General features: G+C 66.4%; 23 protein-coding genes. 11 read left to right on the top strand and 12 right to left on the bottom strand.

Annotated features, from left to right (window positions below; genetic code table 11):
* Positions 1-57 precede the first annotated feature (57 nt).
* The 4 genes from ACVW1B_RS26670 to ACVW1B_RS26655 all read right to left on the bottom strand — a co-directional run bounded on the left by ACVW1B_RS26670 (position 58) and on the right by ACVW1B_RS26655 (position 6,233).
* A complete protein-coding gene (locus tag ACVW1B_RS26670; protein ID WP_456822481.1) occupies positions 58-1,023 on the bottom strand; it encodes a small ribosomal subunit Rsm22 family protein in 966 nt (321 codons plus the stop codon).
* A 152-nt stretch (positions 1,024-1,175) separates the two neighbouring features.
* The gene (smc, locus tag ACVW1B_RS26665) at positions 1,176-4,640 is read right to left on the bottom strand and encodes a chromosome segregation protein SMC (protein WP_456822480.1); all 3,465 of its coding nucleotides are present in this window, start codon (positions 4,638-4,640) and stop codon (positions 1,176-1,178) included.
* A 334-nt stretch (positions 4,641-4,974) separates the two neighbouring features.
* Positions 4,975-5,631, bottom strand: a complete 657-nt coding sequence (locus ACVW1B_RS26660) for a DsbA family protein (RefSeq protein ID WP_028338651.1) — start codon at positions 5,629-5,631, stop codon at positions 4,975-4,977.
* Between the two features lie 122 nt (positions 5,632-5,753).
* The gene (locus tag ACVW1B_RS26655) at positions 5,754-6,233 is read right to left on the bottom strand and encodes a DUF721 domain-containing protein (protein ID WP_028334785.1); all 480 of its coding nucleotides are present in this window, start codon (positions 6,231-6,233) and stop codon (positions 5,754-5,756) included.
* A 142-nt stretch (positions 6,234-6,375) separates the two neighbouring features.
* Here ACVW1B_RS26655 and mutY point away from each other — a divergent pair, with 142 nt between their 5' ends.
* Both mutY and ACVW1B_RS26645 read left to right on the top strand, forming a co-directional pair.
* Positions 6,376-7,467: an A/G-specific adenine glycosylase gene (mutY, locus tag ACVW1B_RS26650; RefSeq protein ID WP_310882501.1), complete on the top strand. Its 1,092-nt coding sequence runs from the start codon at positions 6,376-6,378 to the stop codon at positions 7,465-7,467.
* Between the two features lie 147 nt (positions 7,468-7,614).
* Entirely contained in the window at positions 7,615-8,034 is a 420-nt protein-coding gene (locus tag ACVW1B_RS26645) for a PaaI family thioesterase (protein ID WP_076830297.1), read from the top strand.
* Between the two features lie 150 nt (positions 8,035-8,184).
* On the opposite strand, the gene ACVW1B_RS26640 is transcribed toward ACVW1B_RS26645, so the two are convergent.
* On the bottom strand, positions 8,185-9,450 hold the full coding sequence (locus ACVW1B_RS26640) for a flavin-dependent oxidoreductase (RefSeq protein WP_456779290.1): 1,266 nt from the start codon (positions 9,448-9,450) through the stop codon (positions 8,185-8,187).
* Between the two features lie 170 nt (positions 9,451-9,620).
* Here ACVW1B_RS26640 and ACVW1B_RS26635 point away from each other — a divergent pair, with 170 nt between their 5' ends.
* Positions 9,621-10,238 carry a glutathione S-transferase family protein gene (locus tag ACVW1B_RS26635; protein WP_456779291.1) on the top strand — a complete coding sequence of 206 codons (618 nt, stop codon included), beginning with the start codon at positions 9,621-9,623 and terminating at the stop codon, positions 10,236-10,238.
* Positions 10,239-10,404: 166 nt separating this feature from the next.
* Here ACVW1B_RS26635 and ACVW1B_RS26630 read toward each other — a convergent pair whose 3' ends face one another.
* Complete coding sequence (locus ACVW1B_RS26630; RefSeq protein WP_253607137.1) at positions 10,405-11,319, bottom strand: LysR family transcriptional regulator; 915 nt, start codon at positions 11,317-11,319, stop codon at positions 10,405-10,407.
* A 151-nt stretch (positions 11,320-11,470) separates the two neighbouring features.
* On the opposite strand from ACVW1B_RS26630, the gene ACVW1B_RS26625 reads away from it, so the two are divergent.
* On the top strand, positions 11,471-11,893 hold the full coding sequence (locus ACVW1B_RS26625) for a nuclear transport factor 2 family protein (protein ID WP_057016996.1): 423 nt from the start codon (positions 11,471-11,473) through the stop codon (positions 11,891-11,893).
* A gap of 78 nt (positions 11,894-11,971) precedes the next feature.
* On the opposite strand, the gene ACVW1B_RS26620 is transcribed toward ACVW1B_RS26625, so the two are convergent.
* From ACVW1B_RS26620 to ACVW1B_RS26610, 3 genes are all read right to left on the bottom strand, one after another.
* Entirely contained in the window at positions 11,972-12,658 is a 687-nt protein-coding gene (locus ACVW1B_RS26620; RefSeq protein WP_028334792.1) for a glutathione S-transferase family protein, read from the bottom strand.
* Positions 12,659-12,794: 136 nt separating this feature from the next.
* Positions 12,795-13,121: a hypothetical protein gene (locus tag ACVW1B_RS26615; RefSeq protein WP_253607140.1), complete on the bottom strand. Its 327-nt coding sequence runs from the start codon at positions 13,119-13,121 to the stop codon at positions 12,795-12,797.
* A 187-nt stretch (positions 13,122-13,308) separates the two neighbouring features.
* Positions 13,309-14,442 (bottom strand): site-specific DNA-methyltransferase, encoded by a 1,134-nt coding sequence (locus ACVW1B_RS26610; RefSeq protein WP_057016998.1) that lies wholly within the window; start codon positions 14,440-14,442, stop codon positions 13,309-13,311.
* Between the two features lie 381 nt (positions 14,443-14,823).
* Between ACVW1B_RS26610 and ypfJ the strand changes: the two genes are divergently transcribed.
* Together ypfJ and moaB are read left to right on the top strand one after the other, a co-directional pair.
* On the top strand, positions 14,824-15,762 hold the full coding sequence (gene ypfJ, locus ACVW1B_RS26605; RefSeq protein ID WP_028334795.1) for a KPN_02809 family neutral zinc metallopeptidase: 939 nt from the start codon (positions 14,824-14,826) through the stop codon (positions 15,760-15,762).
* A gap of 173 nt (positions 15,763-15,935) precedes the next feature.
* A complete protein-coding gene (moaB, locus tag ACVW1B_RS26600) occupies positions 15,936-16,499 on the top strand; it encodes a molybdenum cofactor biosynthesis protein B (RefSeq protein WP_028342967.1) in 564 nt (187 codons plus the stop codon).
* 200 nt (positions 16,500-16,699) lie between these two features.
* Here the strand turns inward: moaB and ACVW1B_RS26595 are convergent, their stop codons facing one another.
* Both ACVW1B_RS26595 and ACVW1B_RS26590 read right to left on the bottom strand, forming a co-directional pair.
* Complete coding sequence (locus ACVW1B_RS26595) at positions 16,700-17,641, bottom strand: bifunctional helix-turn-helix transcriptional regulator/GNAT family N-acetyltransferase (RefSeq protein ID WP_253607142.1); 942 nt, start codon at positions 17,639-17,641, stop codon at positions 16,700-16,702.
* 45 nt (positions 17,642-17,686) lie between these two features.
* Complete coding sequence (locus ACVW1B_RS26590) at positions 17,687-18,256, bottom strand: glycosyltransferase (protein ID WP_092087357.1); 570 nt, start codon at positions 18,254-18,256, stop codon at positions 17,687-17,689.
* 164 nt (positions 18,257-18,420) lie between these two features.
* Here ACVW1B_RS26590 and ACVW1B_RS26585 point away from each other — a divergent pair, with 164 nt between their 5' ends.
* The 4 genes from ACVW1B_RS26585 to ACVW1B_RS26570 all read left to right on the top strand — a co-directional run bounded on the left by ACVW1B_RS26585 (position 18,421) and on the right by ACVW1B_RS26570 (position 22,856).
* Positions 18,421-19,587, top strand: coding sequence for a PA0069 family radical SAM protein (locus ACVW1B_RS26585; RefSeq protein ID WP_456779293.1), 1,167 nt, complete (start codon positions 18,421-18,423; stop codon positions 19,585-19,587).
* Between the two features lie 121 nt (positions 19,588-19,708).
* Positions 19,709-20,155 carry a VOC family protein gene (locus tag ACVW1B_RS26580; RefSeq protein WP_456779294.1) on the top strand — a complete coding sequence of 149 codons (447 nt, stop codon included), beginning with the start codon at positions 19,709-19,711 and terminating at the stop codon, positions 20,153-20,155.
* Between the two features lie 94 nt (positions 20,156-20,249).
* Complete coding sequence (locus ACVW1B_RS26575) at positions 20,250-21,026, top strand: ribonuclease HII (protein ID WP_253607145.1); 777 nt, start codon at positions 20,250-20,252, stop codon at positions 21,024-21,026.
* 321 nt (positions 21,027-21,347) lie between these two features.
* The gene (locus tag ACVW1B_RS26570) at positions 21,348-22,856 is read left to right on the top strand and encodes a glycosyltransferase family 39 protein (RefSeq protein ID WP_456822479.1); all 1,509 of its coding nucleotides are present in this window, start codon (positions 21,348-21,350) and stop codon (positions 22,854-22,856) included.
* 141 nt (positions 22,857-22,997) lie between these two features.
* On the opposite strand, the gene ACVW1B_RS26565 is transcribed toward ACVW1B_RS26570, so the two are convergent.
* Positions 22,998-23,828, bottom strand: coding sequence for a uracil-DNA glycosylase (locus ACVW1B_RS26565; RefSeq protein ID WP_456822478.1), 831 nt, complete (start codon positions 23,826-23,828; stop codon positions 22,998-23,000).
* A gap of 185 nt (positions 23,829-24,013) precedes the next feature.
* Here ACVW1B_RS26565 and ACVW1B_RS26560 point away from each other — a divergent pair, with 185 nt between their 5' ends.
* Positions 24,014-25,672, top strand: coding sequence for an electron transfer flavoprotein-ubiquinone oxidoreductase (locus ACVW1B_RS26560; protein ID WP_283068778.1), 1,659 nt, complete (start codon positions 24,014-24,016; stop codon positions 25,670-25,672).
* The last annotated feature ends 294 nt before the right edge of the window (positions 25,673-25,966 follow it).

Raw genomic sequence — 25,966 nt, 5'->3', positions numbered from 1 at the left:
TTCACTCGCAACAAACCTCGGTGGTTATGGGTCCCGGCCTTCGCCGGGACGACGTAACTAGACCGCATCGCCCCAGCGCCAGCGCCGGGCGCGGGCGTAATCGGTTTTGGCACGGCGCGGGATCCGCGCAACCGATACGCCCTCGGGCGTGCACAGTTTCGCCGCGATCTCGACCTTGCCGACGTCCGGCTGCGCCAGCACGCGCGATGGCCTGTTCTCAACGCGCGCGCGGCTCAGCGCGACATAGGCGAAGCGCTCGTCCTCGAAGGGTAGCTCCGCGCCCTTGACCTGCTTGTGCGCGCGCGAGCGTTGCAGGCGCTGCGAGAAGTGGCACCAGTCGGGCGCGACCAGCGGACAGCCACCGTCATGCGGGCAGGGTGCCACGACGTGAGCGCCGGCGGCGATCAGGCGTGCGCGCAATGCGATGATCCGCGCATAGCCGGCGGGCGTACCGGGCTCGACGACCAGCAGCGTGTCGCTGGTTTTCGACCACAGCGCATCGGCCAGCGCCCCGCGCTCGGCATCGCCGAGTTCGCCGATCATGTAGCTGGCGACGACGAGGTCGGCGGGCTCGGCCTTGTCGAGCAGGGCGCGCGCCTCGCCGAGTTGATAGCTGGCGTCGTGCAGGCGAATGCTGCCGTGAAACAGCTCCTCGGCGAGCGTCCGCAACGCGCCGTTGGCATCAAGTAGGGTGAAGTCCCGCAGCGACGTGAACGCTTCCGCGGCGGCCCAGGTCGCGGTCCCCGGACCGGCACCGACATCGAGCAGGCGCGCCGGCGCGAAGTCCGGCCTGATCTCCGTCAGGGCGTTGAGGCTCGCTGCGACGGCGGCATAGGTCGCCGGCATCCGCGCCAGCGCATAGGCCAGCGCATCGGTCTCGGTCCTGATCGTCGAGGAGCCGCCGCCCACGCGATAGGTCTGCGAGATCACCGCCGCGCGGCCGGCGGCGTCGCTGCGCGACAGGCCTTCGAGGCGGGCGTTAAGGGCGGCGCGCAGTTCGGCGGGGAGATCGGGTGAGGTCATGTGACGGACTATCCCACGTCATTGCGAGCGGAGCGAAGCAATCCATAGCGCCGCGTGCTGAGGTATGGATTGCTTCGTCGCTATCGCTCCTCGCAATGACGATGCGGAGGCGCGGGTATCACGAAAATGACGTCGACGCGCAGGTGCTACGCCTAAGCCACGTTCTGGTCGAGGATGTCCACCGCGCCCTGCAGGTCGACCGACACCAGCTGCGACACGCCGCGCTCGGCCATGGTGACACCGAACAGCCGGTTCATCCGCGCCATCGTGATCGGATTGTGCGTGATGATGATGAAGCGTGTCTCGGTCGAGCCGGTCATCTCGTTCAGCAGGGTGCAGAACCGTTCGACGTTGTGGTCGTCGAGCGGCGCGTCGACCTCGTCCAGCACGCAGATCGGCGACGGGTTGGTCAGAAACACCGCGAAGATCAGCGCGAGCGCCGTCAGCGCCTGCTCACCGCCCGAGAGCAGCGAGAGCGTCTGCGGCTTCTTGCCGGGCGGCTTGGCGATGATCTCGAGGCCGGCCTCGAGCGGATCGTCGCTCTCGATCAGATGCAGCGCGGCTTCGCCGCCGCCGAACAGCTCGGTGAACAGCCGCTTGAAGTGGTTGTTAACGGTCTCGAACGAGGTCAGCAGGCGCTCGCGCGCCTCGCGGTTGAGGCTCTGGATGCCCTGGCGCAGCCGCTTGATCGCTTCGACCAGATCGTCGCGTTCGGTGGTCAGCGCGGTGTGCTGGGTCTCGACTTCCTTGAGCTCTTCCTCGGCACGCAAATTGACGGCGCCGAGCCGCTCGCGGTCGCGGCGCAGCTTTTCGAGCTCTTCCTCGACCTGCGTGACCGGCGGCAGCTCCTGGCCGGGTTCGATCTCGGCCATGCCGACGACCGCGCTGGGCTCGACCTCGAGCATGTCGTGGATCTCGCGCTCGATGTCGGCGAGGCGGCGGCGGGTGCCTTCCATACGCTCCTCGGCGCGCGCGGTAGCTTCGCGGGATGAGGACAGCGCTTCGAGCGAGGCCTTGGCGAGGCGATCGGTTTCCGCCATCGCGGCTTCCGCGGTCGCCAGCGCGTCGGCGGCGATGCGGCGATCGCCTTCGGCGTGCTCGATCTCCGTGATCAGCGCGCTGCGCTTCTCGGCGAAAACTTCGGGCGCATTGGCGAGTTCCTCGCGCTCGGCCGACACCTCGGCGATGCGCGCCTCGACGGTCTCGACCTGCGAGGCGGCGCTGGTCTTGCGGTTCTGCCACTCATTGCGCTCGGCAACGATCGCCTGCACGCGGCGGTCGGCGAGCTCGGCCTCGCGGGCTAGCGCCTGCGCCTCGGCGCGGACTTGCGCCGCGGCCCGGCGCTGGTTGTCGATCTCGGCGCGAACCGCGGCGAGCTGGGCCTCGGTCTCGACACCCGGCGGCAGTTCGGCGAGCGCGGCAGCCGCGCTCTCATGCGCGGCTTCGGCCTCGGCGCGGTCGGCGGCGACGCGGCTATGCGCCTCGGTCAGCGCCGATTTGCGCGCGGCGTGGCGGTTGATCTCGCGCTCGGTAGCGGCATGACGTTCGCGCGCGGCGTCGGCCTCGCGGCGGGCGGCGCGGACGGCTTCGCGCGAGGCACCCTCGGCGGCGGACGCCGAGCGCAGTTCCTCTTCAGCCGTCTCCAGCGCCTGGCGCTTGGTGGCGGCATCGATGCGGGCCTGTTCCAGCTCGTGCTCGATGTCGACAAGACGGGCGCGCTCGGCAAGACGGCGGGCGGCGCCGGTCGGGGCATGCGCGTCGGCGACGAAGCCGTCCCAGCGCCAGACGTCGCCTTCGAGCGACACCAGCCGCTGGCCGGTCTTCAGCTGCGACACCAGCGCCGCGCCGCGTTCCTTGGCCACGACGCCGATCTGGGCCAGGCGGCGCGCCAGTTCCGGCGGCGCCTGGACATGGTCGGCCAGCCGCTCGACGCCATCAGGCAGCGCCGGATCTTCGCCGGCCACGCCGATATTGGTCCAGCGCATCGGCGCCGACGAATCCACCGGCGCATCGAGGTCGTCGCCGAGCACCGCGCCGATTGCCTTCTCATAGCCCTTGGCGACGGTGATGCCGTCGATGATCGGCGGCCACAGATTCTTGGTCTCGCTGGTGACGAGCTTGGAGATGGTGCGGGCTTCGGTCTCGAGCCGCTGCACGCGCTTCTCGGCTTCGGTGAGCGGATTGCGCGAGGCTTCCAGCGTCTGCCGCGCGGCGGCGTGATGCGCCTCGCTGGTCTGCACGGCGGCCTCGGACTCGGCAAGCGTCTGCTGCGCCATCTCCATGGCGGCGGCGAGCGCGTCGATGTCGCCGAGATTGCCGGTCTCCTGCGCGAGCTTGGTTTCCTCGGCCTGGACGTTGGCGATCTCCTGATCGAGCCGGGCCAGCCGCTCGCGATGCGTACGCACGCCGGCTTCGAGCTGATTGCGCTTGGCGGTGAGATCGGCGAGCTGCGTGGTCAGCTCGGAGAACTGGCGCTCGGTCGCGGCCAGGATCTCCTCGGCCTCAGCGACGCGCTCGTCGACGCCGGAGCGCTTCTCGACGCGCGACTTGATCTCTTCCTTCAGCTCTGCGTCTTCGGTGTCGAGCCGCTGCAGCGCGATGTCGGCATCGGAGGTCTGCTGCTGCTCGCGCGCGATGTCCTGGGCGAATTGGGTGAGACGGCGATCGAGCTCGCCGACGCGCTCCTTGGCGCGCTGCTCCTCGCGGTCGAGCATCTCGCGCGTGTTGGTCAGGCGCTGCAGGCCGGCGGCGGCGCGCGCTTCGGCATCGCGCAGCGCCGGCAATTCGGCGGCGCGGATCGCCTGGATGCGGGCGGATTCGGCCTGCTCGCGGGTGCGCTCGGCCATCTCGCGCACGGAGATATCATGGGTCTGCGCGGCGTCGTTGACGTCGGCATTGGCCTCGATCCAGCGCAGATGGAACAGCATGGCTTCGGACTTGCGCACCTTGGCCGCGACCTCACGGTAGCGGATCGCCTGGCGCGCCTGCTTCTTCAGGCCTTCCATCTGGCCTGTGAGCTGGCCGATCACGTCCTCGACGCGGGTGAGGTTGGTTTCGGCCGCCTTCAGCCGCAGTTCCGCCTCGTGGCGGCGGGCATGCAGGCCGGCCACGCCGGCGGCGTCTTCCAGCACGCGGCGGCGCTGCTCGGGCTTGGCCTGGATGATCTCGCCGATCTTGCCCTGGTGGACCAGCGCCGGCGACCGCGCGCCGGTGGCGGCGTCGGCGAACAGGATCTGCACATCTCTTGCACGGACATCGCGGCCGTTGATGCGGTAGACTGAGCCGGCTTCGCGCTCGATGCGGCGGGAGATTTCCAAGAGCTGGCTGTCGTTCACCGCGGCCGGCGCCGAGCGATCGGAATTGTCGATCGTCATCACGACTTCGGCGTGATTGCGTGCCGGACGGTTGCCGGAACCGGCGAAGATCACCGCGTCCATGTCGGCGGCGCGCAGCGACTTGTGCGAGGTCTCGCCCATCGCCCAGCGCAGCGCTTCGACGAGATTGGATTTGCCGCAGCCATTCGGTCCGACGACGCCGGTCAGGCCCGGCTCGATCATGAAATCGGTGGGGTCAACGAACGACTTGAAACCGTGCAGGCGGAGGCGCGTGAGCTTCATGTACACAAATCTCGTTTGGCCGGGCGCGAATCTCCCTGCCGTGACAATACCATGGAAGGCAATGTCGGTGTGTGGGTGAGTTGCTGCGTGCAGCTCTCATGAGCGGCGACAATGGCGATGCGAGCGCGTCAGGGCAACCGCTTGAGCAAGCTTTTCCCAAGGGATTTGCAGGGTTTTATGGCCCTTGCATGTCCTCGATGATTCGCATCGCGCGAATCAGGTTTTCAACAACCAAATGATGCGACGGGCGCGTGCCGTGATCGCAAATCATCCACAATTATCGTGCCTCGACTCGAAAGCGAGGCACGAAGACGTCAGGTTCGCGGGCTCCCGATCAGCTCTTCAGCAGCGGATCGATGTGCTTGCTGAATTCCTCGAACGAGGTCTCGCCCTTCAGCATCTCGCCGTTGACGAAGAAGGTCGGCGTCGAGTTCACCTTCAGCACCTCGTTGGCGTATTTCTGGTCGGCCGCGATCTTGTCGAGCAGCTTCTGATCCTTCAGGCAGTCCTCGACCTGCTGCTGGGTGAGGCCGGCCTGCTTGCCGATCCGGGTCAGTGTCTCGGTGGTGTTCTTCACCACCCAGTCGTTCTGCTGGCGGAACAACAGGTCGATCACGGCAAAATACTTCGGCGCGTCGTCCTTGGCGATACAGCGCGCCAGCATCGAGCCGGCGGCGGCCTTGATGTCGAGCGGGAATTCGCGGAACACGTAGCGGACCTTGCCGGGGTCGATGTAGGTCGACTTGATCTTCGGGAACACGGTCTCGTTGAAATTGGCGCAGTGCGGGCAGGTCATCGAGGCGTATTCGACGATCGTCACCTTGGCGTCCTGCGGGCCGAGCCCCATGTCCGGCAGCGACTGCGGCTTGGCGACCTCGGCGGCGGTCTGCGCGAACGCGTCGGTGATCAGGCGCAGCGGCGACAGGCCGGCGAGGGCGGCAAGCCCGGTCAGCGAGAGAGCGGTGGTGAAGGCGCGGCGCGTGATGATCAAGGTCAGCTCCCGGATTGGCGCATTCACGCCACAATGAAGGGGTCCCGAAAAAGAAGCCTTCGCTAGCTTGAAACGGCCATTGTGGCAATGCCGCGGTCTTGCGGCGGGCCTGCCGAAAAGCGTCAATTTCGCTTGATCGAGGCACCCAAACGGGCCAGCGCCGCGCGCAGATCGTCGTCCTCGACGGCCGCAAGGTTGGCCGCCTCCCGGGCCACCGTTTTGGCGTCCGGCGGGCGCGGCCGTACCGGGCGGCTGCGGCGCGAGAGCGGCGCCTGTCGGATGGTCAGGCGGCCGACCGCATGCCAGCCGAAGAAGCGGTTCACCCGTTCCAGGATGACGTCGGAGGAGTGCTGGATCTCCAGCGCCATCGGCCCTTCGACCCGCAGCACCAGCGTCGCCGGCTCCTGCGGCTGTCCCTCCACCGGCCGCGGCCACTGCATCTTCAGCGGCTCGCAATAGGCGGCAATTCGCTCGCCCGCGATCTCGGTCCAGCGCGTCACCAATTCGCGCGCGGCAAAGCCCTGCTTGGCATAGGCGTCGGTGAAGACGTCGCTGAGCAGGATCGACAGGGGCTTGGCGCTGATCGGGCCGGGTCTGGACATGGGAGGGTTATAGCAGTGGTGGTGATGTGGCTGAAACCGTGTTCATCATTGTGGCGGCGTTTTCCGTGCCGGGCGAAGAAAGACGTGGATGCCCGGGTCAAGCCCGGGCATGACATGGCGAGATGTGGCTTAAGATGCGTTCATGAGTTCTCGCGCTGCCGCCAAAATCAAATCGACCGATCAGCAGGCCGACCGCCCGGCGCGTCTGCTCGCCTGGTATGACCGGCATCGCCGGACGCTGCCGTGGCGCGCGGTGGCGGGGGAGCGGGCCGATCCGTATCGCGTCTGGCTGTCGGAGATCATGCTGCAGCAGACCACGGTACGGGCGGTCGGGCCCTATTTCGAGAAATTCGTGTCGCGCTGGCCCGACGTGACCGCGCTTGGGCGTGCCTCGCTCGACGACGTCCTGAGGATGTGGGCCGGGCTCGGCTATTATTCGCGGGCGCGCAATTTGCACGCCTGCGCGGTCGCGGTGATGGGCGACCACGGCGGGGTGTTTCCGGACACCGAGGAGGGCCTGCGCGCGCTGCCCGGCATCGGGCCGTACACCGCGGCCGCGATCGCCGCCATCGCCTTCGACCGCCGCACCATGCCGGTGGACGGCAACATCGAGCGCGTGGTCAGTCGGCTCTACGCCATCGAGGAGGCGCTGCCGCAGGCCAAGCCGCTGATCAAGGAGATGGCGGCGACATTGCTCGGCCCGTCCCGCGCCGGCGACAGTGCTCAGGCGCTGATGGATTTGGGCGCGACGATCTGCACGCCGAAGAAGCCGGCCTGCGCATTGTGTCCGCTGAATGACGACTGCGCGGCGCGCACGCGCGGCGACCAGGAAACGTTCCCGCGCAAGGCACCGAAGAAGAGCGGCATCTTGCGCCGCGGCGCGGCCTTCGTGGTGACACGCGGCGGCGAGCTCCTGGTGCGCTCGCGCCCGGAAAAAGGCCTGCTCGGCGGCATGACCGAGGTGCCGGGGTCGCAATGGCTGGCCGGGCAGGAGGACGCGGCGGCACTGGCGCAGGCGCCGGACCTCAAGGGCGTCACGCGCTGGCACCGCAAGGCGGGCGTCGTCAGCCACGTGTTCACGCATTTTCCGCTCGAGCTCGTCGTCTACACCGCCAGCGTTCCGCCGCGGAGCCGCGCGCCGGATGGCATGCGCTGGGTGCCGGTGGCGACACTGGACGGCGAGGCGCTTCCGAACGTGATGCGCAAGGTTGTCGCGCATGGGCTCGATCTCTGACGATGCGATGAATCACATCATCGGCACATTTTTTTGAGCATGATCGTTTCGGAAAACCGGTTCTCAGTTTTCCGGATCATGCTCTGACCTGCTGACACCATGCTGGCAGCAGGGCTTCGCTATCACCTCCGGAAACCGGAGGCCGCCATGATCGCAACCGCACTCGACCGCATTCCGATGCCGCCCGTCGCAAAGCTACTGGGGTGGCGCGTGGTCGACGCCCGTCCGCAGGAGGGCTGGATCAGGATCGTGTTCGACGGCAAGCAGGAGTTTTGCAATCCGGCCGGCTTCATCCAGGGCGGCATGCTCTCGGCGATGCTCGACGACACGATGGGGCCGGCGGTGTTCGTGATGACCGAGGGGCGGCTCTTCACCACGACCATCACGATGACCGTGAATTTCCTGGCGCCGGCAAAGCCCGGACCGATCACCGGCGAGGCGACGGTGACGCAACTCGGTAAGACCATCGCCTTCGTCGAGGGAAAGCTGAGCGCCGCCGACGGCACACTGCTCGCGACCGCGAGCAGCAGCATCCGCCTGGTGGAGGCGGCGCGCGCGCTGCGGTGAAGCCGCGCCCGCATTGGCAAATCCGTCATGCTGAGGTGCGAGCGAAGCGAGCCTCGAAGCATGCACGGCCGGCCGGGGTCGTGCACCCTTCGAGACGCCGCTTCGCGGCTCCTCAGGGTGACGGTGATAGATCGTGCGCCGCGCTACAACTCAACCCGTCCGCTGCACGATCGGCGGCTTGGCGTTCAGTCCCTCGACCTGGAAACCGGCGACGCGCTTGTAGTTGGCGGCGATGTCTTCCAGCTCCTGCTGCGACAGCACGTCGGTGACGACCTTGAAGCCGTCAGGCGCGCGCTCCTCGACCAGCTGCATCACCTGCTCCGGGCCGTTGCGGCGGTTCAGCATCACGAGGTCCGTGGTCGCGGGCCGCCGCTCGGCCTCATAGGCCGCGAGCGCCGCCTGCGTCGGGCCATGCGCCAAAATCTCGCGCGTCAGCACGCGCGCATCCAGGATCGCCTGCGAGGCGCCGTTGGAGCCGATCGGATACATCGGATGCGCGGCGTCGCCCATCAGCGTGACGCGGCCGAAGGTCCATTGCGGGATCGGATCGCGATCGACCAGTGGATATTCGTAGGCATGCGGGCAGTTCCGGATCAGGCCGGGGACATCGAGCCAGTCGAAATTCCAGCTCTCGAACCAAGGCAGGAACTCGTCGAGCTTGGCGGTCCGGTTGTAGTCCTCGCGGCGCCATTGATAGGTCGGCGGCATGTGTCGCTCGGCGACCCAGTTGATGTCGAACTTGCCGTCGGGGCCGGCCTCCTTCGAGATCGGGTAGCAGACGAATTTCAGGATCTCGTGGCCGGCCATGATCATGGTGCGGCCGGTCAGGAAGGCATCGCCGCGGGTGATGCCGCGCCACAGGATGCGGCCGTTCCAGATTGGCGGCCCCTCCTGCGGATAGAGCTTCTCGCGCACCGCCGAATGGATGCCGTCGGCGGCGATCAGCACCACGCCGTCATAGCTGCCGGCGGGCTTGCCGGTGGCGCGGTCGATGAAATCGGCGCGGACGCCGTCGGCGGTCTCGATCCAGCCGGTGAGGTGATGGCTGGTGAGAATGTTCGCAGCCCCCAGCCGTTCGGTCGCGGCATCGAGCAGCAGCTGTTGCAGCCGGCCGCGATGGATCGAGAATTGTGGCCATTTATAGCCGGCCTCGAGCCCGCGCGGCTCGCTCCAGATCGGCTTGCCGTGCTTTGAGAAATAGGCGAGCTCGCGGGTGCGCACCGCAGAAGCGTCGAGCACATCGTGCAGGCCGAGCTCGATCAGTTCGCGCACCGCATGCGGCAGCACGTTGATGCCGACGCCGAGCGGCCGCAGCTCGGGCACGCTCTCGAAGACGCGGGCCGGCACGCCGATCTGGTGCAGGCTGAGCGCCAGCGTCAGCCCGCCAATTCCGCCACCTGCAATGAGCACAGTCATAAAAAATCCCCTCAATTGGCCATGGTCATCGCACGACGGCACCGCCGCGGGCAAGGTCTGCGGCGCGCGGGGTGGACGGCCAAGGGGGCTGCCGCTAACCTCCGCGCCGTCAGAACAAGAACCAGAGCCGCGTTCGCAACGAACCGACAAGGCTCGGAGAGGACAGCAACATGCTCAAGCTCTATTTTGCCCCCGGCACCTGCGCGCTCGCGTCCCACATCGCGCTGGCCGAGGCCGGCGCGCCCTACACGACCGAGAAGATCGACTTCAAGACCAACCAGCAGAACAGCCCGGAATACCTGAAGATCAATCCGAAGGGCCGCGTGCCCACTTTGGTGACCGATCGCGGCGTGCTGACCGAGACGCCGGCGATGCTGGCCTATATCGCGCAGAGCTTTCCGCAGGCGAAGCTCGCGCCCGACGACGTCTTCGAATTCGCCAGGCTGCAGGCCTTCAACTCCTATCTGTGCTCGACGGTGCATATCTGCCACGCCCACAAGATGCGCGGTCCGCGCTGGGCGACGCAGGAGACGTCGTTCGCCGACATGAAGGCGATGGTGCCGAAGACCATGGGCGCCTGCTTCAACCTGATCGAGCGCGACATGCTGAAGGGCCCGTGGGTGATGGGCGAGAACTACACCGTCGGCGATGCCTATCTCTACACGCTGACCCTGTGGCTCGACGGCGACGGCGTCGACATCGCAACGCTGCCCAAGGTGAAGGCGCATCGCGCGGCGATGGAGGGCCGCCCGGCGGTGCAGAAGGTGCTGGCGGAGCAGAGGGCGTAAGGCCCAAAAATTCGGTGTCGTCCCGGGCAAGCGCAGCGCGACCCGGGACCCATAACCACCAACGATCGTTGTTACGCGACGCCGGGGCCGCAGCTCACTCTCACAACGCAACCCTGTGGTTATGGGTCCCCGGCCTTCGCCGGGACGACGTGTGGAGAGAGCTGGGCTACACCTTCCCCGTCTCCAACTCGCGTCCGGTCTCCAGCATCAGCTTGCGCAGCCAGAGCGAGCCCGGATCCATCTGCGCCCGTGTCGGATAGAACATGTGCTGCTCGTCGATCCCTGGATCGAGCGGCGGCGTCACCGTCATCAGCGACAATTGCCTCGACAGCGCCGAGATCAGCCGGCGCGGCACGAACGCGACGAGGTCGGTGCGCGCGGTGACGTGCAGCGCCTCGATATAACCCGGCACCACCAGCGCGATCCGCCGCTCGATGCCCTTGGCGCGCAGCCAGGTGTCGATCAGGTCCTCGTTCTGGCCGCGGATGATCACGGCGACATGGCGGGCGGCGAGGAACGCCTCGCGCTTCTTGAGCTTCGCGCCGGCGAGGTGGCCGCGCCGCACCGCGAGTGCATCGCTGTCGGTGTAGAGCCGCTGGCGGTGAAAGCCCTTGAAGGAGTCGCCGATCGAGATCACGAGATCGATGGTGCGGGCGAATTCGGGCGTGAAGATCGCAGGTCCCCGCCACGGCACCACGTCGATGGTGACGTTCGGCGCGATCTGCGTCACCTTCTCCATCAGCGGCGGCATCAGGAGCTCGACCGCGAGGTCGGGCATCATCAGGCGAAAGTGCCGGTCGCTGCGCGCGGCGTCGAAATCGTCGGAGACGAACAGCGCGCGCACCTGGTCGAGCGCATGGGCCAGCGGCGAGCGCAACGCCTGCGCCCGCGGCGTCAGCTCCATCCGCGCGCCGGTGCGCACCAAAAGCGGATCGCCGATCAGGTCGCGCAGCCGCTGCAGCGCGTGGCTGGTCGCCGGTTGCGACAGATTGAGCCGCATCGCCGCGCGGCTGACATTGGCTTCGCGCAGCAGGGCGTCGAGCGCGACCAGCAGATTGAGGTCAAGCGAATTCAAATTCATCGAGTGAATATATATCATACTACCTATCGATTGGAAGAATGCGCGCAGGCGCCGCAGGATTGCGGGCAAGGCGTTTTTCACGAGAGCCGAAGACCGCATCGCGTGAGGAAACGCCTGAAATCAGGGTCTATCAATCGCAAGGAGACGCGCCATGAGCGCAGCCGACAACAAGAAACTGGTGCAGGAGATGTTCGTGATCGCAGGCAGTCCCGATCCTGCGGTGCGCGAGAACTCGCTGTTCATGGCAACGCTTGCCGACGACGCGATCTGGACCGTGACCGGGCAATATTCCTGGTCGCGTACCTTCACCGGCAAGCAGTCGATCATCAACGATCTGCACGGCCATGTCCGCTCGAAACTGGTCGAGCGCGGCCGCACCGTCGCCCATCGCATCATCGCCGACGGCGACATCGTCGTGATCGAGGCCAAGGGCGACAACCTCACCAAGCAAGGTCAGCGCTACGACAACGACTATTGCCTGGTGTTCCGTTTCGACGGTGGTCGGATCAAGGAGGTGCGGGAATATTGCGACTCGGTCCTGACCGAGAAGGCGCTCGGCGCGTTTCCGGCGTAGCGGTCCGCCGCTAACGGACGGCACAAACGAAGACGGCGCCCATCCGGGCGCCGTCGTCTTGCCGTCGTGTGGATTGGCTTACGCCACCTTGGACTTGAGGTGGCCGAACATGATGTCGCGCGCCGCGTCGTCCATCTCGGCCTTGAAGGTGTGCTTGTCCTTCAGCGCGATCGCGCGCGCCGCCGCCGGCCGCGCCGAGATCTCGTCGACCAGCCGCTTGACGTTCGGATATTTGGCGTAGCCTTCCTCGCCGAGGATGAACGCCGCCATCCGCGCCCAGCCCCAGAACGCCATGTCGACGATCGTGTAGCTGTCGCCGACCATGTAGCGCTGTTTCGCCAGGTGATCGTCGAGGATCTTGTAATGGCGGTGCGCCTCGTACTGGTAGCGGTTGTTGGCGTAGTCGAGATCCTTCGGCGCGAAGTGCTTGAAGTGCACGGCCTGGCCGGAATAGGGGCCGAGGCCGGTCGCGATGAACATCAGCCAGGACAGCGTCGCGGCGCGATTGGCCGGCGTATTGGCGGGCAGGAACTTGCCGTGCTCCTCGGCGAGGTAGAGCAGGATCGCGTTCGAATCGAACACCAGCACGCCGTCATCGTCGATCGCCGGCACCTTGCCGTTCGGGTTGACCTTGAGGAATTCCGGCGCGAACTGCTCGCCCTTGCGGGTATCGACCGGAATCGCCTCGAACGGCAGGCCGGACTCTTCCAGGAACAGCGCGACCTTGTTCGGGTTCGGCGCACCATTGAAATAGAATTTGATCATGAAGGGACTCCCTTGGTTCTTGTAGCCGGCGAGATCGCGACGCGGCGGGGAAGGCCGCAGACCGGCTCCTCTTGCGCAAATTTCGCTGCGCTGCGCAAGCGACGAGTTTGTGAATCAGGGTCGCGTGGCGCGCTGGTCAGCCGGCCCAGAAGAAGCCCAGGATACCCGCGACGACCAGCGCGATGCCCGCGACGTCCAGCGCGGCGGCGGAGCGGGTCGCAGCACGCAAATGGGAGACCTGCGTCGCGCGTTCCGATCCCCGCGCGTAGCCATGGACGATGATCTCTTCATTGAACTCGCCATGCGCCTCGAGGGCGAGCGTCAGCCCGACGCAGACGAGCAGGATGCCGAAGATGATCAGGCCGAAGAATCCCAGCAGGCCGATCAGCAGCATTGGAAACATGCCGAGCAGAAAGACCGGCAGCAGCGGCACCAGCAGCAAGGTCTCGGATTGTCTGCGCATCGGGCGACCAGTCGAAGCGGCAAGTGGTGGGACCGAATCTAGTCCCGCCGTCGCGGCGCAACAAGGCGGGCCGCATTCAAGACGGCGTCATCTTTCCCAACGTGTCATTCCCCGGTGCGCAATTGCGCATCTGAGGGCGCCGGGAAGCGGCGAGCCCGGAATGACGAGGAAGATTGGTCGGCTTGCCTCAGCCCGCCGCCATCTCGGAGCGGATCTCGGCGCGCAGTTCGTCGATCAGCCGCAGGCCGCTCTTGGTCTCGACGTGCCAGAAGGTCCAGCCGTTGCAGGCGCCGGAGCCCTGCGCGACCGCGCCGATGCGGTGGATCGAGCCGACCTTGTCGCCGAGCATGATGGCGCCGTCGGCGCGCACCAGGGCGCCGTGGCGCTTCTTGGCGTCGACCAGCCTGGCGCCCGGCACGATCATGCCGCGTTCGATCAGTTCGGAGAACGCCACCCGCGGTGCCTCGCGCGCGGTCATGAACGGCGCCAGCGTTGCTTCCGGCAGCGGCTCGATCGCGGCGATGCGCGCCTCGGCGGCGGCGGCATAGGCCTTGTCGCGCTCGAAGCCGATATAGCTGCGGCCGAGGCGCTTGGCGACGGCGCCGGTGGTGCCGGTGCCGTTGAACGGATCGATCACGAGATCGCCGGGCTTCGAGGACGACAGCAACACGCGGGCGAGCAGCTGCTCGGGCTTCTGCGTCGGATGCACCTTCTTGCCGTCGCCGTCCTTGAGGCGCTCCTCGCCGGTGCACAGCGGGATCAGCCAGTCGGAGCGTGCCTGCACGTCCTCATTGGACGCCTTCAGCGCTTCGTAATTGAAGGTGTAGCCCTTGGCCTTCTCGTCGCGCGCGGCCCAGATCATGGTCTCGTGCGCATTGGTGAAGCGGCGGCCGCGGAAGTTCGGCATCGGATTGGACTTGCGCCACACGATGTCGTTCAGGAGCCAGAAGCCGAGGTCCTGCATGATCGCGCCGACGCGGAAGATGTTGTGATAGGAGCCGATCACCCACAGCGTTGCCGACGGCTTCATCACGCGGCGGCAGGCCAGCAGCCAGGCGCGGGTGAAATCGTCATAGGCAGCGAACGACGAGAACTTGTCCCAGTCGTCGTTGACGGCATCGACATGCGACTCATCGGGGCGCTTGAGGTCGCCCTTGAGCTGCAGATTGTAGGGAGGATCCGCGAAGACCAGGTCGACCGAGCCGGCCTGAAGCTTCGACAATTCGGCCACGCAATCGCCAATGACGATGTGGCTCGATGGGGCACTCTCAAATTTAGTGCGGGGCGCCCTTGCAGACGCCCCGCGACGCGACACTACCATGACTCAAGAACTCTGACTCAGGCGACGCTGTCGGCGACGCGGGACTAAACAACCGACTGGCGTCACATTGACCCGGCAAAGTAAAAATCGACTTAATTGGAAATCTTCATGCAAAAGATTGCAGCATCTTTTGCGCGGCATGGCGCAGTGCCGTCGGCGTTGTGCTGCAACATCAGAGCATTCGGCGAAAAAATTGCGGATCATCAAACCGGCACGATTTGCGCGGTAGATTCGCCCTCATTCGCAGCCGTTTGCACCGCAAGGGATGCGCCTCTTCCGGACTAGGCAATTATTGCCGGGCAGGATATTGATTAACAGAATGGAAATTTTAAGTTGGAGTGTCCCGCGTTGGGTCGCCGACTGGAATGAAGGGAAACCACCATGCGCTATGATGATTTCCGCCGCAGCGACGACATCGAAGACCGTCGCGATGAAGGCGGGATGGGCGGAGGGGGCGGTGGCGGCTTCGGCATTCCGATGGGTGGTGGCGGCCTCGGCATCGGCACCATCATCGTCCTCGGCCTCCTCGGCTACGCCTTCGGCATCGACCCGCGCATCCTGATCGGCGGCGCCGAGATTCTCACCGGCGGCGGCCAGGCGCCGACCTACCAGACCGACCGGCAGTCGTCGGGCGGGCAGGCCAAGCGCGGCGCGCCGACCGACGAGATGGGCAGCATGATCGCCGGCATCCTGGGCGAGATCGACGATCGCTGGAGCGAGATCTTCAAGGCCAGCGGGCAGACCTACACCGGTCCGAAGATCGTGCTGTTCCGCAATGCCACCAATGGCGGCCGCTGCGGCATGGCGCAGTCGGCGATGGGACCGTTCTACTGTCCGCCGGACAAGACCATCTTCCTCGACACCGGCTTCTTCCGCGAGGTCGAGACGCGCTTCCGCGGCTGCTCTGGCAACGCCTGCAAGTTCACCGCGGCCTATATCATTGCGCATGAAGCCGGGCATCACATCCAGAACCTGCTCGGCATCATTCCGCGCGTGAACCGGCTGCAGCAGCAGGCCGGCAGCAAGGCCGAGGCCAACGCGCTGCAGGTCAAGGTCGAGCTGCAGGCCGATTGCCTTTCCGGCGTCTGGGTCAACCGCGAGGAGAAGAAGCGGCCGGGCTTCCTCGAGGCCGGCGACATCGATGCCGCGCTGACCACCGCGAACGCGATCGGCGACGACACGCTGCAGCGGCAGGCGACGGGCAGGGTGGTGCCTGATTCATTCACCCACGGCTCCGCGGCGCAGCGCAAGGAGTGGTTCATGAGGGGCTACCAGCAGGGCACAGTGCAGGCCTGCAACACGTTCGGCGGTAGCTTGTAGCCGTGTGCCGGTAGCGTCATCCCCGGATGAGCGCGAATGCGCTCACTCGGGATATGTTCGCCTCTTGGCGGGCCTCGAAGGATTGCGGAGCCCGTGGCCCATCCTTCGAGGCTCGCTCACCGGTGCAAGTGCACCGTAAGGCGAGCACGTCAGCGGGATGGAAAGAGGTGTAAATGTCCTCACTCGACGAATCCAAATCATTCATCCCGCTCAACATTGCGGTGCTGACGATTTCCGACACCCGCTCGCTGGCGGATGACAAGTCGGGCACCACGCTCGCCGATCGTCTCACCGCGGCCGGCCACAAGCTCGCGGCGCGCGAGATCGTCACCGACGATGTCGAGGCGATCAGAGCCGTGATCCGGCGCTGGATCGCCGATCCTGCCGTCGATGCCGTCATCACCACCGGCGGCACCGGCTTCACCGGCCGCGACGTGACGCCAGAGGCGGTCGAGCCGTTGTTCGAGAAGCGGATGGACGGCTTTTCGATCGCCTTCCACATGCTGAGCCACGCCAAGATCGGGGCGTCGACGATCCAGAGCCGCGCCACCGCCGGCGTTGCGGGCGCGACCTTCATCTTCTGCCTGCCGGGCTCGCCCGGCGCCTGCCGCGATGGCTGGGACGGCATTTTGGCCGCGCAGCTCGACTACCGCACGCGCCCCTGCAATTTCGTCGAGATCATGCCGCGGCTGGATGAACATCTGCGCCGGCCAAAGGCGAAAGGCGCGAGCGCTTAGCCGCTGCTTTTTTGTCATCCCGACGCGCAATTGCGCATCTGAGGGCGTGTGAACCACGAACCCGAATCTCAAGGGTGAGCTTCCGTGGCCCGGATGGAGCGAAGCGAAATCCGGGGCAGTCTCTTCCGCTGCAGCACCGCTCCCGGATTGCGCTTCGCTCTATCCGGGCTACGCAGTCCAGACGTCTCGGCGCTGCGGCTTCACAACTCCAGCTCCCAGGTCTCGCCGACCAGGTCGACGCCAAAACTGTGATGCTTCTCTTCCTTGACCCGCTGGAAGCCGGCGCGGGCGTAGATGCCGCGCGCGGCGACCAGGATGCTCTGGGTCCAGAGCGTCATCTTCTTGTAGCCCTTCTCGCGCGCGGCGCGGATGCATTGCTCGACCAAGGCGCGGCCGACGCCGAGCCCGCGCGCCTTTTCTTCCACAAGCAGCAGGCGCAGCTTGGCGACCCCGTCGCCGCCGTCGACCAGGAAGACCGAGCCGACCGGCTCGCCGTCGACCTCCGCGATCCAGCAATGCTCGCGGGCCGGATCGAACGATCGCAAAAACTGCGCGCAGATATCGGCCACCAACGCCTCGTAGCTGATGTCCCAGCCATATTCCTCCGCGTAGGCTTGTCCTTGCCGCGAGACGATCCAGCCCATGTCGCCGACGCGATGGCTGCGCAGCAGGAAGCCGACCGGTTTCTCGGCCGGCGGCTCCAGCGATTGCTCGATCGTGCCCATGGCGCGCACCACCGCGGCGCGACGGTCGCTGTCCATCTGCTTCAATAGTGCCCCGACCTCGCTACGCGAGCGGCGGTCGAGATCGGCGGCTGCGGTACGGCCCTTGGCGGTGAGGGCCACCTCGTTGACGCGTTTGTCGGCCTTCGATGGCTTCCGCGTCACGATCTGGCGGCGCTGCAGCGCCGCCAGCGTGCGGCTGACGAAGCCGGCATCGAGGTCGAGATCGCGCACCAGGTCGGTTGCGGTGCAATTTTCGCGGTGCGCGAGCTCGTAGATGATCCGCGCTTCCTGCAGCGTGAATGTCGAGTGCAGCAGCTTCGGCTCGATGATGCCGAGCTTGCGGGTATAGAACCGGCTGAAGCCGCGGACCGCGGCGACCTGGTTCTCGAGCGTGGTGTCATAGGAATTTGATTTCATCAAATATATTATTTGACGGAATCAAATAATCCGCAAGCGCTTTGTTCAGGCCACCATGATCCGGCTCCGCAGCATGGTGCGGGAGGAACGGCCGAGCCGGCGCAGCAGGCGCGCCTCGGAGCGGCGGGCGTCGGGCCGGTAGCCGCCGATCCGCTCGTAATGCTCGCGCGCGATCAAAAGGCCTTGTTCGGCCGAGGGCCCGGTGATCATCCGGGCAACGAATTTGAGGCCGTCGCGCAGGCCCGGATCGGTGTAGGGTGCGCGGGCGTAGCGGAAGATGCCGGCGCGGTCCTTGCCGCTCGCCGCCACCATCTGGATGAACTGGGTGGTTTCCTCGATCCAGCCGGCATCGAGCACCGCGCCCGGATGCAGGAACATCAGCCAGGGCGACCGCGCCTGCCGCGCGCCTGCCGCAAGCGCGGCGGCGCGCGTGCCCTCGAAGCGCAGGAAGCGGCAGCCGGCGACGTCGGCGACGCGCTCCATCACATCGCTGTTGCCGCGGTCGACCAGCAGCACTTCGCGGATGACGCCCGCGGCCGCGCCCGGCACCAGCGCCGCCAATGTTGCGACCGCGGTGCGCTCGACGCCGTCGGTTGGAATTATCACGCTCAGCATGATTTTGAGGCTTCGATGGCTCAAACGGTGGAGAAACTCCGGCCGTGTTATCACCTTGTCATATTCAAAGCAGCCTGTTCGCCTGCAGAATTTTGTAGCAAGGTTTTGTGGAATTTCTCCGTTCATGTTCTTGATTTGTTCTCGTGCTGTGTTAGCTTCAAAGCATGAGCCGAGCATCCTCTCATGCCCTCAAGCACCCGCCGGTAACGGCGCCCTCCGATAACCCGGCGGGTGCACCTTCCCCTTTTCCCGAGCTTGCGGTCGCGATCGAGCGCGAGCGGCGGCGCGGCCGCGGCGCGCAGTCCAACGCCAGCGGCCGCTACGAGGCCGAGGCGCGCGTTGCCTTCGACGACGGCTGGCAGAGCCTCGAGGACCTGCCGCCATTTGCGACCAGCGTGGCGCTCGACACCTCGCGCAAGGTGATCACCCGCAACGACTCGCCCGACATCGGCTTCGACCGTTCGATCAATCCGTATCGCGGCTGTGAGCATGGCTGCGTCTATTGCTTCGCGCGGCCGACCCACGCCTATCTCGGCCTGTCGCCGGGGCTGGACTTCGAATCGAAGCTGTTCGCCAAGCCGGACGCACCCGCGCTGCTCGAGAAGGAGCTGGCGGCGCCGGACTACGAGGCGCGGATGATCGCGATCGGCACCAACACCGATCCTTATCAGCCGATCGAGCGCGACCGGAAGATCATGCGCGCCATCCTCGAGGTGCTGGAGCGCGCCGGCCATCCGGTCGGTATCGTCACCAAGTCGGCACTGGTCACCCGCGACATCGACATCCTGGCGCGGATGGCCAAGCGCAATCTCGCCAAGGTCGCGCTCTCGGTGACGACGCTCGACCCGAAGCTTGCCCGCACCATGGAGCCGCGCGCCTCGACCCCGCCGAAGCGGCTCGAGGCGATCAAGCGGCTCGCCGACGCCGGCATCCCGACCACGGTGATGGTCGCGCCCGTGATCCCGGCGCTGAACGACTCCGAGATCGAGCGCATCCTCGATGCCGCCGCACATGCCGGCGCCAGGGAGGCGAGCTACGTGCTGCTGCGCCTGCCGCTCGAGGTGCGCGATCTGTTCCGCGAATGGTTGATGGCGAACTATCCCGACCGCTACCGTCACGTCTTCACGCTGATCCGCGACATGCGCGGCGGCCGCGACTACGACTCGCAATGGGGCACCAGGATGAAGGGCACCGGCCCGATGGCCTGGATGATCGGCCGCCGCTTCGAGATCGCCTGCGAAAAGCTCGGCCTCAACAAGAGGCGGACCAAGCTGACCACCGATCACTTCGCCAAGCCGAAGCGCAACGGGCAGCAACTCAGTCTATTCTAGGCGAGGGCGTAGCCCGGATGGAGCCCAGCGAAATCCGGGGTCCCGTGTTAGCGGCTGATGCTTTCCCGGATTGCGCTTCGCTCCATCCGGGCTACGAAGACGTCAAACAGTGAGTGCAAACATGAGTAACGCCCCGACCGCACGCTTCACCGTCCTCACGTTGGGCGTGAGCGACATGCGCGCCAGCATCGGCTTTTATGAATCGCTTGGGTTCACCAGGAAGATGCGCGCGACCGGCGAGGAGGTCGCATTCTTCGAGACCGGCGGCACCGTGCTCGGCCTGTTCCCATGGCATCTGCTCGCCGCCGATGCCGGGCTGCCGGATCAGCCACGGCCGTCAGCGTTCCGCGGCGTCGCGATCGCCTGGAACTGCAACGACGACGCCGAGGTCGATCGTGTGATGGCGTTCGCGCTGTCGAAAGGCGCCAGGCTGCTGAAGCCCGCGCAGCCCACCAGCTATGGCGGCTATTGCGGCTATTTCGGCGATCCCGACGGCCACGCCTGGGAAGTGGTGCGCGCGCCGGGCTTTGAGGTTCGCGACGACCGCCGGGTGTCAATTCCCGATTAGAGCGCCGATCCCGATGAGGGTGGCGGATTGAATAACGGGGAAGGGCGCCAGGTTCCCGGTTGCGCCGCGGGCCGGGCTTGATCACGATCCCCGCATGATTCGGGACAAGTCCAATAGCACGTCAAAGACCGCGTCGAAGAAGAAGCCGGCCGAGCCCGCCAAGCCGGACAAGCGCGTGATCGTGGTGACGCGGCCGAGCTTTCGGCGCGAGCGCGCGCTGATCAAGCGCGGCGTCTGGCCGGTCGCCGGCTGCGACGAGGCCGGGCGCGGGCCGCTGGCGGGTCCGGTGGTCGCCGCCGCCGTGGTGCTGGACCCAAATCGGATACCCAAGGGCCTCGATGATTCGAAGCGGCTGACCGTCGAGCGCCGCGAGGAACTGTTCGAGGAAATCTGCGCGACAGCAGCGTTCTCGGTCGCGGTGGCGTCACGGTCGCGGATCGACCGCGACAACATCCTGCGCGCCTCGCTGTGGGCGCTGGCGCGCGCCGTGCATGCGCTGCCGGAAATGCCGAAGCATGTCTTCGTCGACGGCCGCGACAAGCTCGCCACGCCCTGCGACTGCGACGCCGTGATCGGCGGCGACGGCATCGTGGCCTCGATCGCGGCGGCCTCGATCATCGCCAAGGTGACGCGCGACCGCCTGATGTGCGCGCTGGCGCTGGATTGCCCCGGCTACGGCTTCGAGCAGCATAAGGGCTATGCCGTCCCCGAGCACCTCGAGGCGCTCGATCGGCTCGGCCCCAGCAGCCATCACCGCAGCTTCTTCGCTCCCGTCGTCGCGGCGCGGCTGAAGCATTTCCCGGTCCCGGCGGAGCCCGACCTGTTCACGGTGGACGCCGAAAGCGAAGCCGCGGCATCCGAAGCGGCGTAAAGCGCGGCGGCGCCGCACTCTCGGTGTCATCGCCCGGCTCGCCGCCTCCGCGAAAGCTTCGGCGCGCCAGGGGGCCGTGGCCTCGTCGAAGCCTTGGCGAAGACGGGACCGGGCGATCCAGTATTCCAGAGACCGTTGTGCTCAAGCCTGGCCGCCGCGGCGTACTGGATGCCCGCCTTCGCGGGGCATGACAGCGATGTTTGACTTTGCACCGTGGACACATCCAGCCCGGTTGCCTCCACCGCCGCCGCCGTTTATCAAAAACGCTCGGGATCAGATGGCGCCGCTTGATACGGGTGGCTGGGGCATTTCAGGCGTTTCATGCGGTTTACCTCCCTGGTTGTCGAACTGATCCGCGCCCGGCCGCGCCTCGTGGTCTGGATCGTGGTGCTGGCGCAGGCCGCGATCTGGCTGTTCCTGCCGGCCATCTTCTACGGCAGTCCGCCCGGCAACCTCGCCACCATCCTCGCCTTCGGCCGCGAATATCAGGTCGGCACCGACATGGGGCCGCCGCTCGCGTTCTGGCTCGCCGACATCGCCTTCCGCGCCGTCGGCAATCACGTGTTCGGCGTCTATCTCCTGGCGCAGGTCTGCGAAATCGTCACCTTCATCGCCTTCTACGTCCTGGCGCGCGCCATCGTCGGCGGCCCGCAGGGCGTGCTGGCGGTGCTGCTGTCGATGACGGTGGTGGTGTTCTCCTCGCCAAGCGTCGAGTTCGGCCCGCTGATCCTGGCGCGCCCGCTCTGGGCGCTGCTGCTGCTGCATTCCTGGCAACTGATCGGGCAGAACCGGCGCAACGCCTGGTTCGCCTGGTCGATCGATTGCGGGCTCCTGCTGCTGACGACGCCGGCGGCGATCGGCATGATCCTGCTCGTGACAGGCTTTGCGCTCGCAACCGAGCGCGGGCGGCGCATGCTCAAGTCGGTCGATCCGATCTACGCGCTGCTGGTCATCATCGTGCTGGCGCTGCCCTACCTGATCTGGCTGCTCCGCGCCGACGTGCTGGCGCTGCCGGCCTTGCCGGCATTCGCCGATCTCAGGGCGCACGCGCTGCGCTGGGGCGTGGTGCTCGGCGGGCTGATCGTGGCGACCGCCGCGATCGCGCTGCTGGCGATCCTCAATTCGCGCTGGTTCGCCCGCGATACGGAGGATGCTCCGATTATCTATCGTCCGCCCGTCAGTCAGCTGGCGCGGCAATTCGTGTATTTCTTCGCGTTCGCGCCGGCGATCGCCAGCAGCTTCGTCTCCGGGCTGTTCAATCTCGATCGCGCCTTCGGCGGCGCCGGCGTGGTGCTGCTGATGTCCGGGCTCGCCGTCGTGGTCGCGACCGGCGACCTGATCCCGCTCAGGCGGCAGCGGCTGCTGCGTTCGGTCTGGGCCCTGGCGGTCGCGGCGCCGGCCGCGCTGGCGCTGGCGGCGGCCCTGTTCCTGCCCTGGACCAGCACCACGGAGGCGTCTACCTCGTTGCCGGCAGCCGCGATGGGCCGCTTCTTCGATGACAGCTATGAGCGTCGCACCAACCAGCGCCTGCGCGCGGTGGCCGGCGATCCCGAACTTGCCAGCCTGATTGCAATGAACCGCCGTCGCCCGCATCTTTTGCTCGACGCCACGCCGCAGCGGACGCCGTGGCTGTCGGTCGCAAAATTCAACGAGACCGGCGGCGTCGTGGTGTGGCGCGCACAGGACACCGCCGGCACGCCGCCGCCCGACATCGCGCAGCGCTTCCCCGGCCTCGTGCCGGAAGTGCCGCGTTCGTTCGACCGGCTGGTCAACGGACGGCAGCCGGTGCTGCGGATCGGCTGGGCGATCGTGCGGCCGAAGGGGACGTGATTTGACGTGGAGCCGTAGCCCGGATGAAGCGGAGCGAAATCCGGTGCCGCTCGTTTACGCCACCTGATCCACCCGGATTGCGCGGAGCCTGTCATCGGGCGCGCGTCCGCGCGACCCGTTGGCTCCATCCGGGCTACGAAGCTACGCGCTCGCCACCTGCAGCACCTTCGCGATCGCGCGCAGATCCTGCCACGACAGCCGCTTGTACGACGGCGAGCGCAGCAGATAGGCCGGATGGAAGGTGGCGACGGCGCGGATCGTGCGCGTGCCGGTGTCGTAGTCGATCCATTTGCCGCGCGTCCGCATGATGCCCTCGCGGGTGCTGAGCAGCGCTTGCGTCGAGGGATTGCCGAGCGTCACCAGCACGTCGGGATTCACGAGTTCGATATGGCGTTGGATGAAGGGCAGGCACACCTGCGTCTCCTGCGGCGTCGGCGTGCGGTTGCCGGGCGGCCGCCACGGGATCACGTTGGCGATGTAGGCTTTGCTGCGGTCGAGCCCGATCGCCGCGATCATGCGGTCGAGCAGCTTGCCGGAGCGGCCCACGAACGGCAGGCCCTCGATGTCCTCGTCGCGGCCCGGTGCCTCGCCGACGAACATCACGCGCGCCTGCGAGTTACCGTCGGCGAACACCAGCCTGGTCGCGGTGTGCTTGAGCGCGCAGCCGTCGAAATTCTCCATCAGCCTGCGCAGGGCTTCAAGCGTCGGCGCAGTCCGCGCAGCCTCGCGCGCGGAAGCGATCGCGGCATCCGGCGCCACGGTGATTTCGCTGCGCGGAACTGACGGCATCGGCGGCGGACGCAGCGGATTGAGCGCAACTGATGGGCGCGGTGCGGCTGGGGCGGGAACTGGCTCCGGCTCCTCGAGCCGGTTGATCGGCGCATCGCCGAGCGCGCAATCGACCCCGGCCTCGAGGTAAAAGGCCAGCAATTGCTGCAGTGTAGGGGTGGGCTCGGGCGGCAGGGCCATCATGGGCGCAATCTAGAGCATCGACCAGAAAAGTGGAGGGCGGTTTTCGGAAAAGATTATTCTCTTGCGGTACCCGGGCCGTGCAAACCCATGGAAGCGCAATTCCATGGTTGTCCTTCCGCCAAAAATCGGAAACAACGACCCGTGAAAAGCTTAGAAGCGTTCTCAATGGGCTGAGATCAAAGATCATGAGTGCTGAAGACCTTCCTCCGCGCGAGTCTATGGAATTCGACGTCGTCATCGTCGGCGCCGGCCCGTCGGGCCTGTCGGCGGCGATCCGGCTGAAGCAGCTCAATCCGGAGCTCTCGATCGTCGTGGTGGAGAAGGGCTCCGAGGTCGGCGCGCACATCCTGTCAGGTGCGGTGATCGATCCGGCCGGGCTCGACAAGCTCGTGCCCGATTGGCGCGAGGATGCCGACTGCCCCCTGAAGACGCAGGTCAAGGACGACCGCTTCTACTGGACGACGTCGCAAGGTTGGTTCCGCATCCCGAACTTCATCATGCCGCCGTTGATGCACAATCATCACAACTACATCGGCTCGCTCGGCAATGTCTGCCGCTGGCTGGCGCCGAAGGCGGAAGCGCTCGGCGTCGAGATCTATCCGGGCTTTGCCGCGGCCGAAGTGCTTTATGACGACAAGGGCGCGGTGCGCGGCATCGCGACCGGCGATATGGGCATTGCCAGGGACGGCAGCCACAAGGATTCCTACACCCGCGGCATGGAGCTGCTCGGCAAGTACACGCTGTTCGCCGAAGGCGCACGCGGCTCGCTGTCCAAGCAGCTGATCGCGAAGTTCAATCTCGATGCCAACTCCGAGCCGCCGAAGTTCGGCATCGGCCTCAAGGAGGTCTGGCAGATCGACCCGGCGAAGCACAAGAAGGGTCGGGTGCAGCACACGCTCGGATGGCCGCTGAACGACAAGACCGGCGGCGGCTCGTTCCTCTACCACTACGACGACAACCGCGTCGCGGTCGGCTTCGTCGTGCATTTGAACTACAACGATCCGTATCTGTCGCCGTTCGACGAATTCCAGCGCTTCAAGACCCATCCCGATGTCCGCGAGCTGTTCGAGGGCGGCAAGCGGCTCGCCTATGGCGCGCGCGCCATCACCGAGGGCGGCTACCAGTCGGTGCCGCGGCTCTCGTTCCCGGGCGGCGCGCTGATCGGCTGCGCGGCGGGCTTCGTCAACGTGCCGCGCATCAAGGGCGTCCACAATGCGATGGGCTCCGGCATGCTCGCCGCCGAGCATGTCGCGGCCGCGCTCGGCGCCGGCCGCGCCAATGACGAGCTCGTCGAATACGAGAACGCCTGGCGCTCGTCGGCGATCGGCAAGGACCTGTTCAAAGTCCGCAACGCCAAGCCGTTGCTGTCGAAGTTCGGCAACCTGCTCGGCATGGCGCTCTCCGGCTTCGACATGTGGTGCAACACGCTCGGCTTCTCGCTGTTCGGCACCCAGTCGCACGCCAAGCCGGACCGCAAGACGCTCGATCCGTCCAAGCAGCACCAGCCGATCGCCTATCCGAAGCCGGACGGCAAGATCTCGTTCGACAAGCTGTCGTCGGTGTTCCTGTCCAACACCAACCATGAGGAGGACCAGCCGGTCCATCTCAAGGTCGCCGATCTCAATCTGCAGAAGACCTCGGAACACGACGTGTTCGCCGGTCCCTCCAACCGCTATTGCCCGGCCGGCGTTTATGAATGGGTCGAGGAATCGACGGGTCCGCGCTTCCAGATCAACGCCCAGAACTGCGTCCATTGCAAAACCTGCGACGTGAAGGACCCCAACGGCAACATCACCTGGGTTCCGCCGGAGGGCGGCGGCGGTCCGAACTACGAGGCGATGTAAGGCCAGGGTGAGCTCAAGGCGGCCGACCACATTTGCGTGAGGCGGCTGCGCGAGTTGCCGCAACCTCCGCTTGGCCTCTCCGCGCGTGGAGCGGCCAGATTGCACCCCCGGTTACAACAGAAGGCGCGAAAAGGGGTGCCGTGGCGCCCTTATCTCGCGCCTTTTTGCGTCCGCGCGCGAATATGCCCGGCCCGGTCACGATACCGCCATAGTGGAAGCGTCTTGCGGAGGCTGGCTGGATCGGCGGGCCTAAAGGCCTAATCTGCCAGTTGATTCGTCATGGGTTGCCTTTGG

It is taken from the genome of Bradyrhizobium sp. USDA 4502 (genome assembly GCF_054063355.1).
This window is presented reverse-complemented; position numbering and strand designations above follow the sequence as displayed.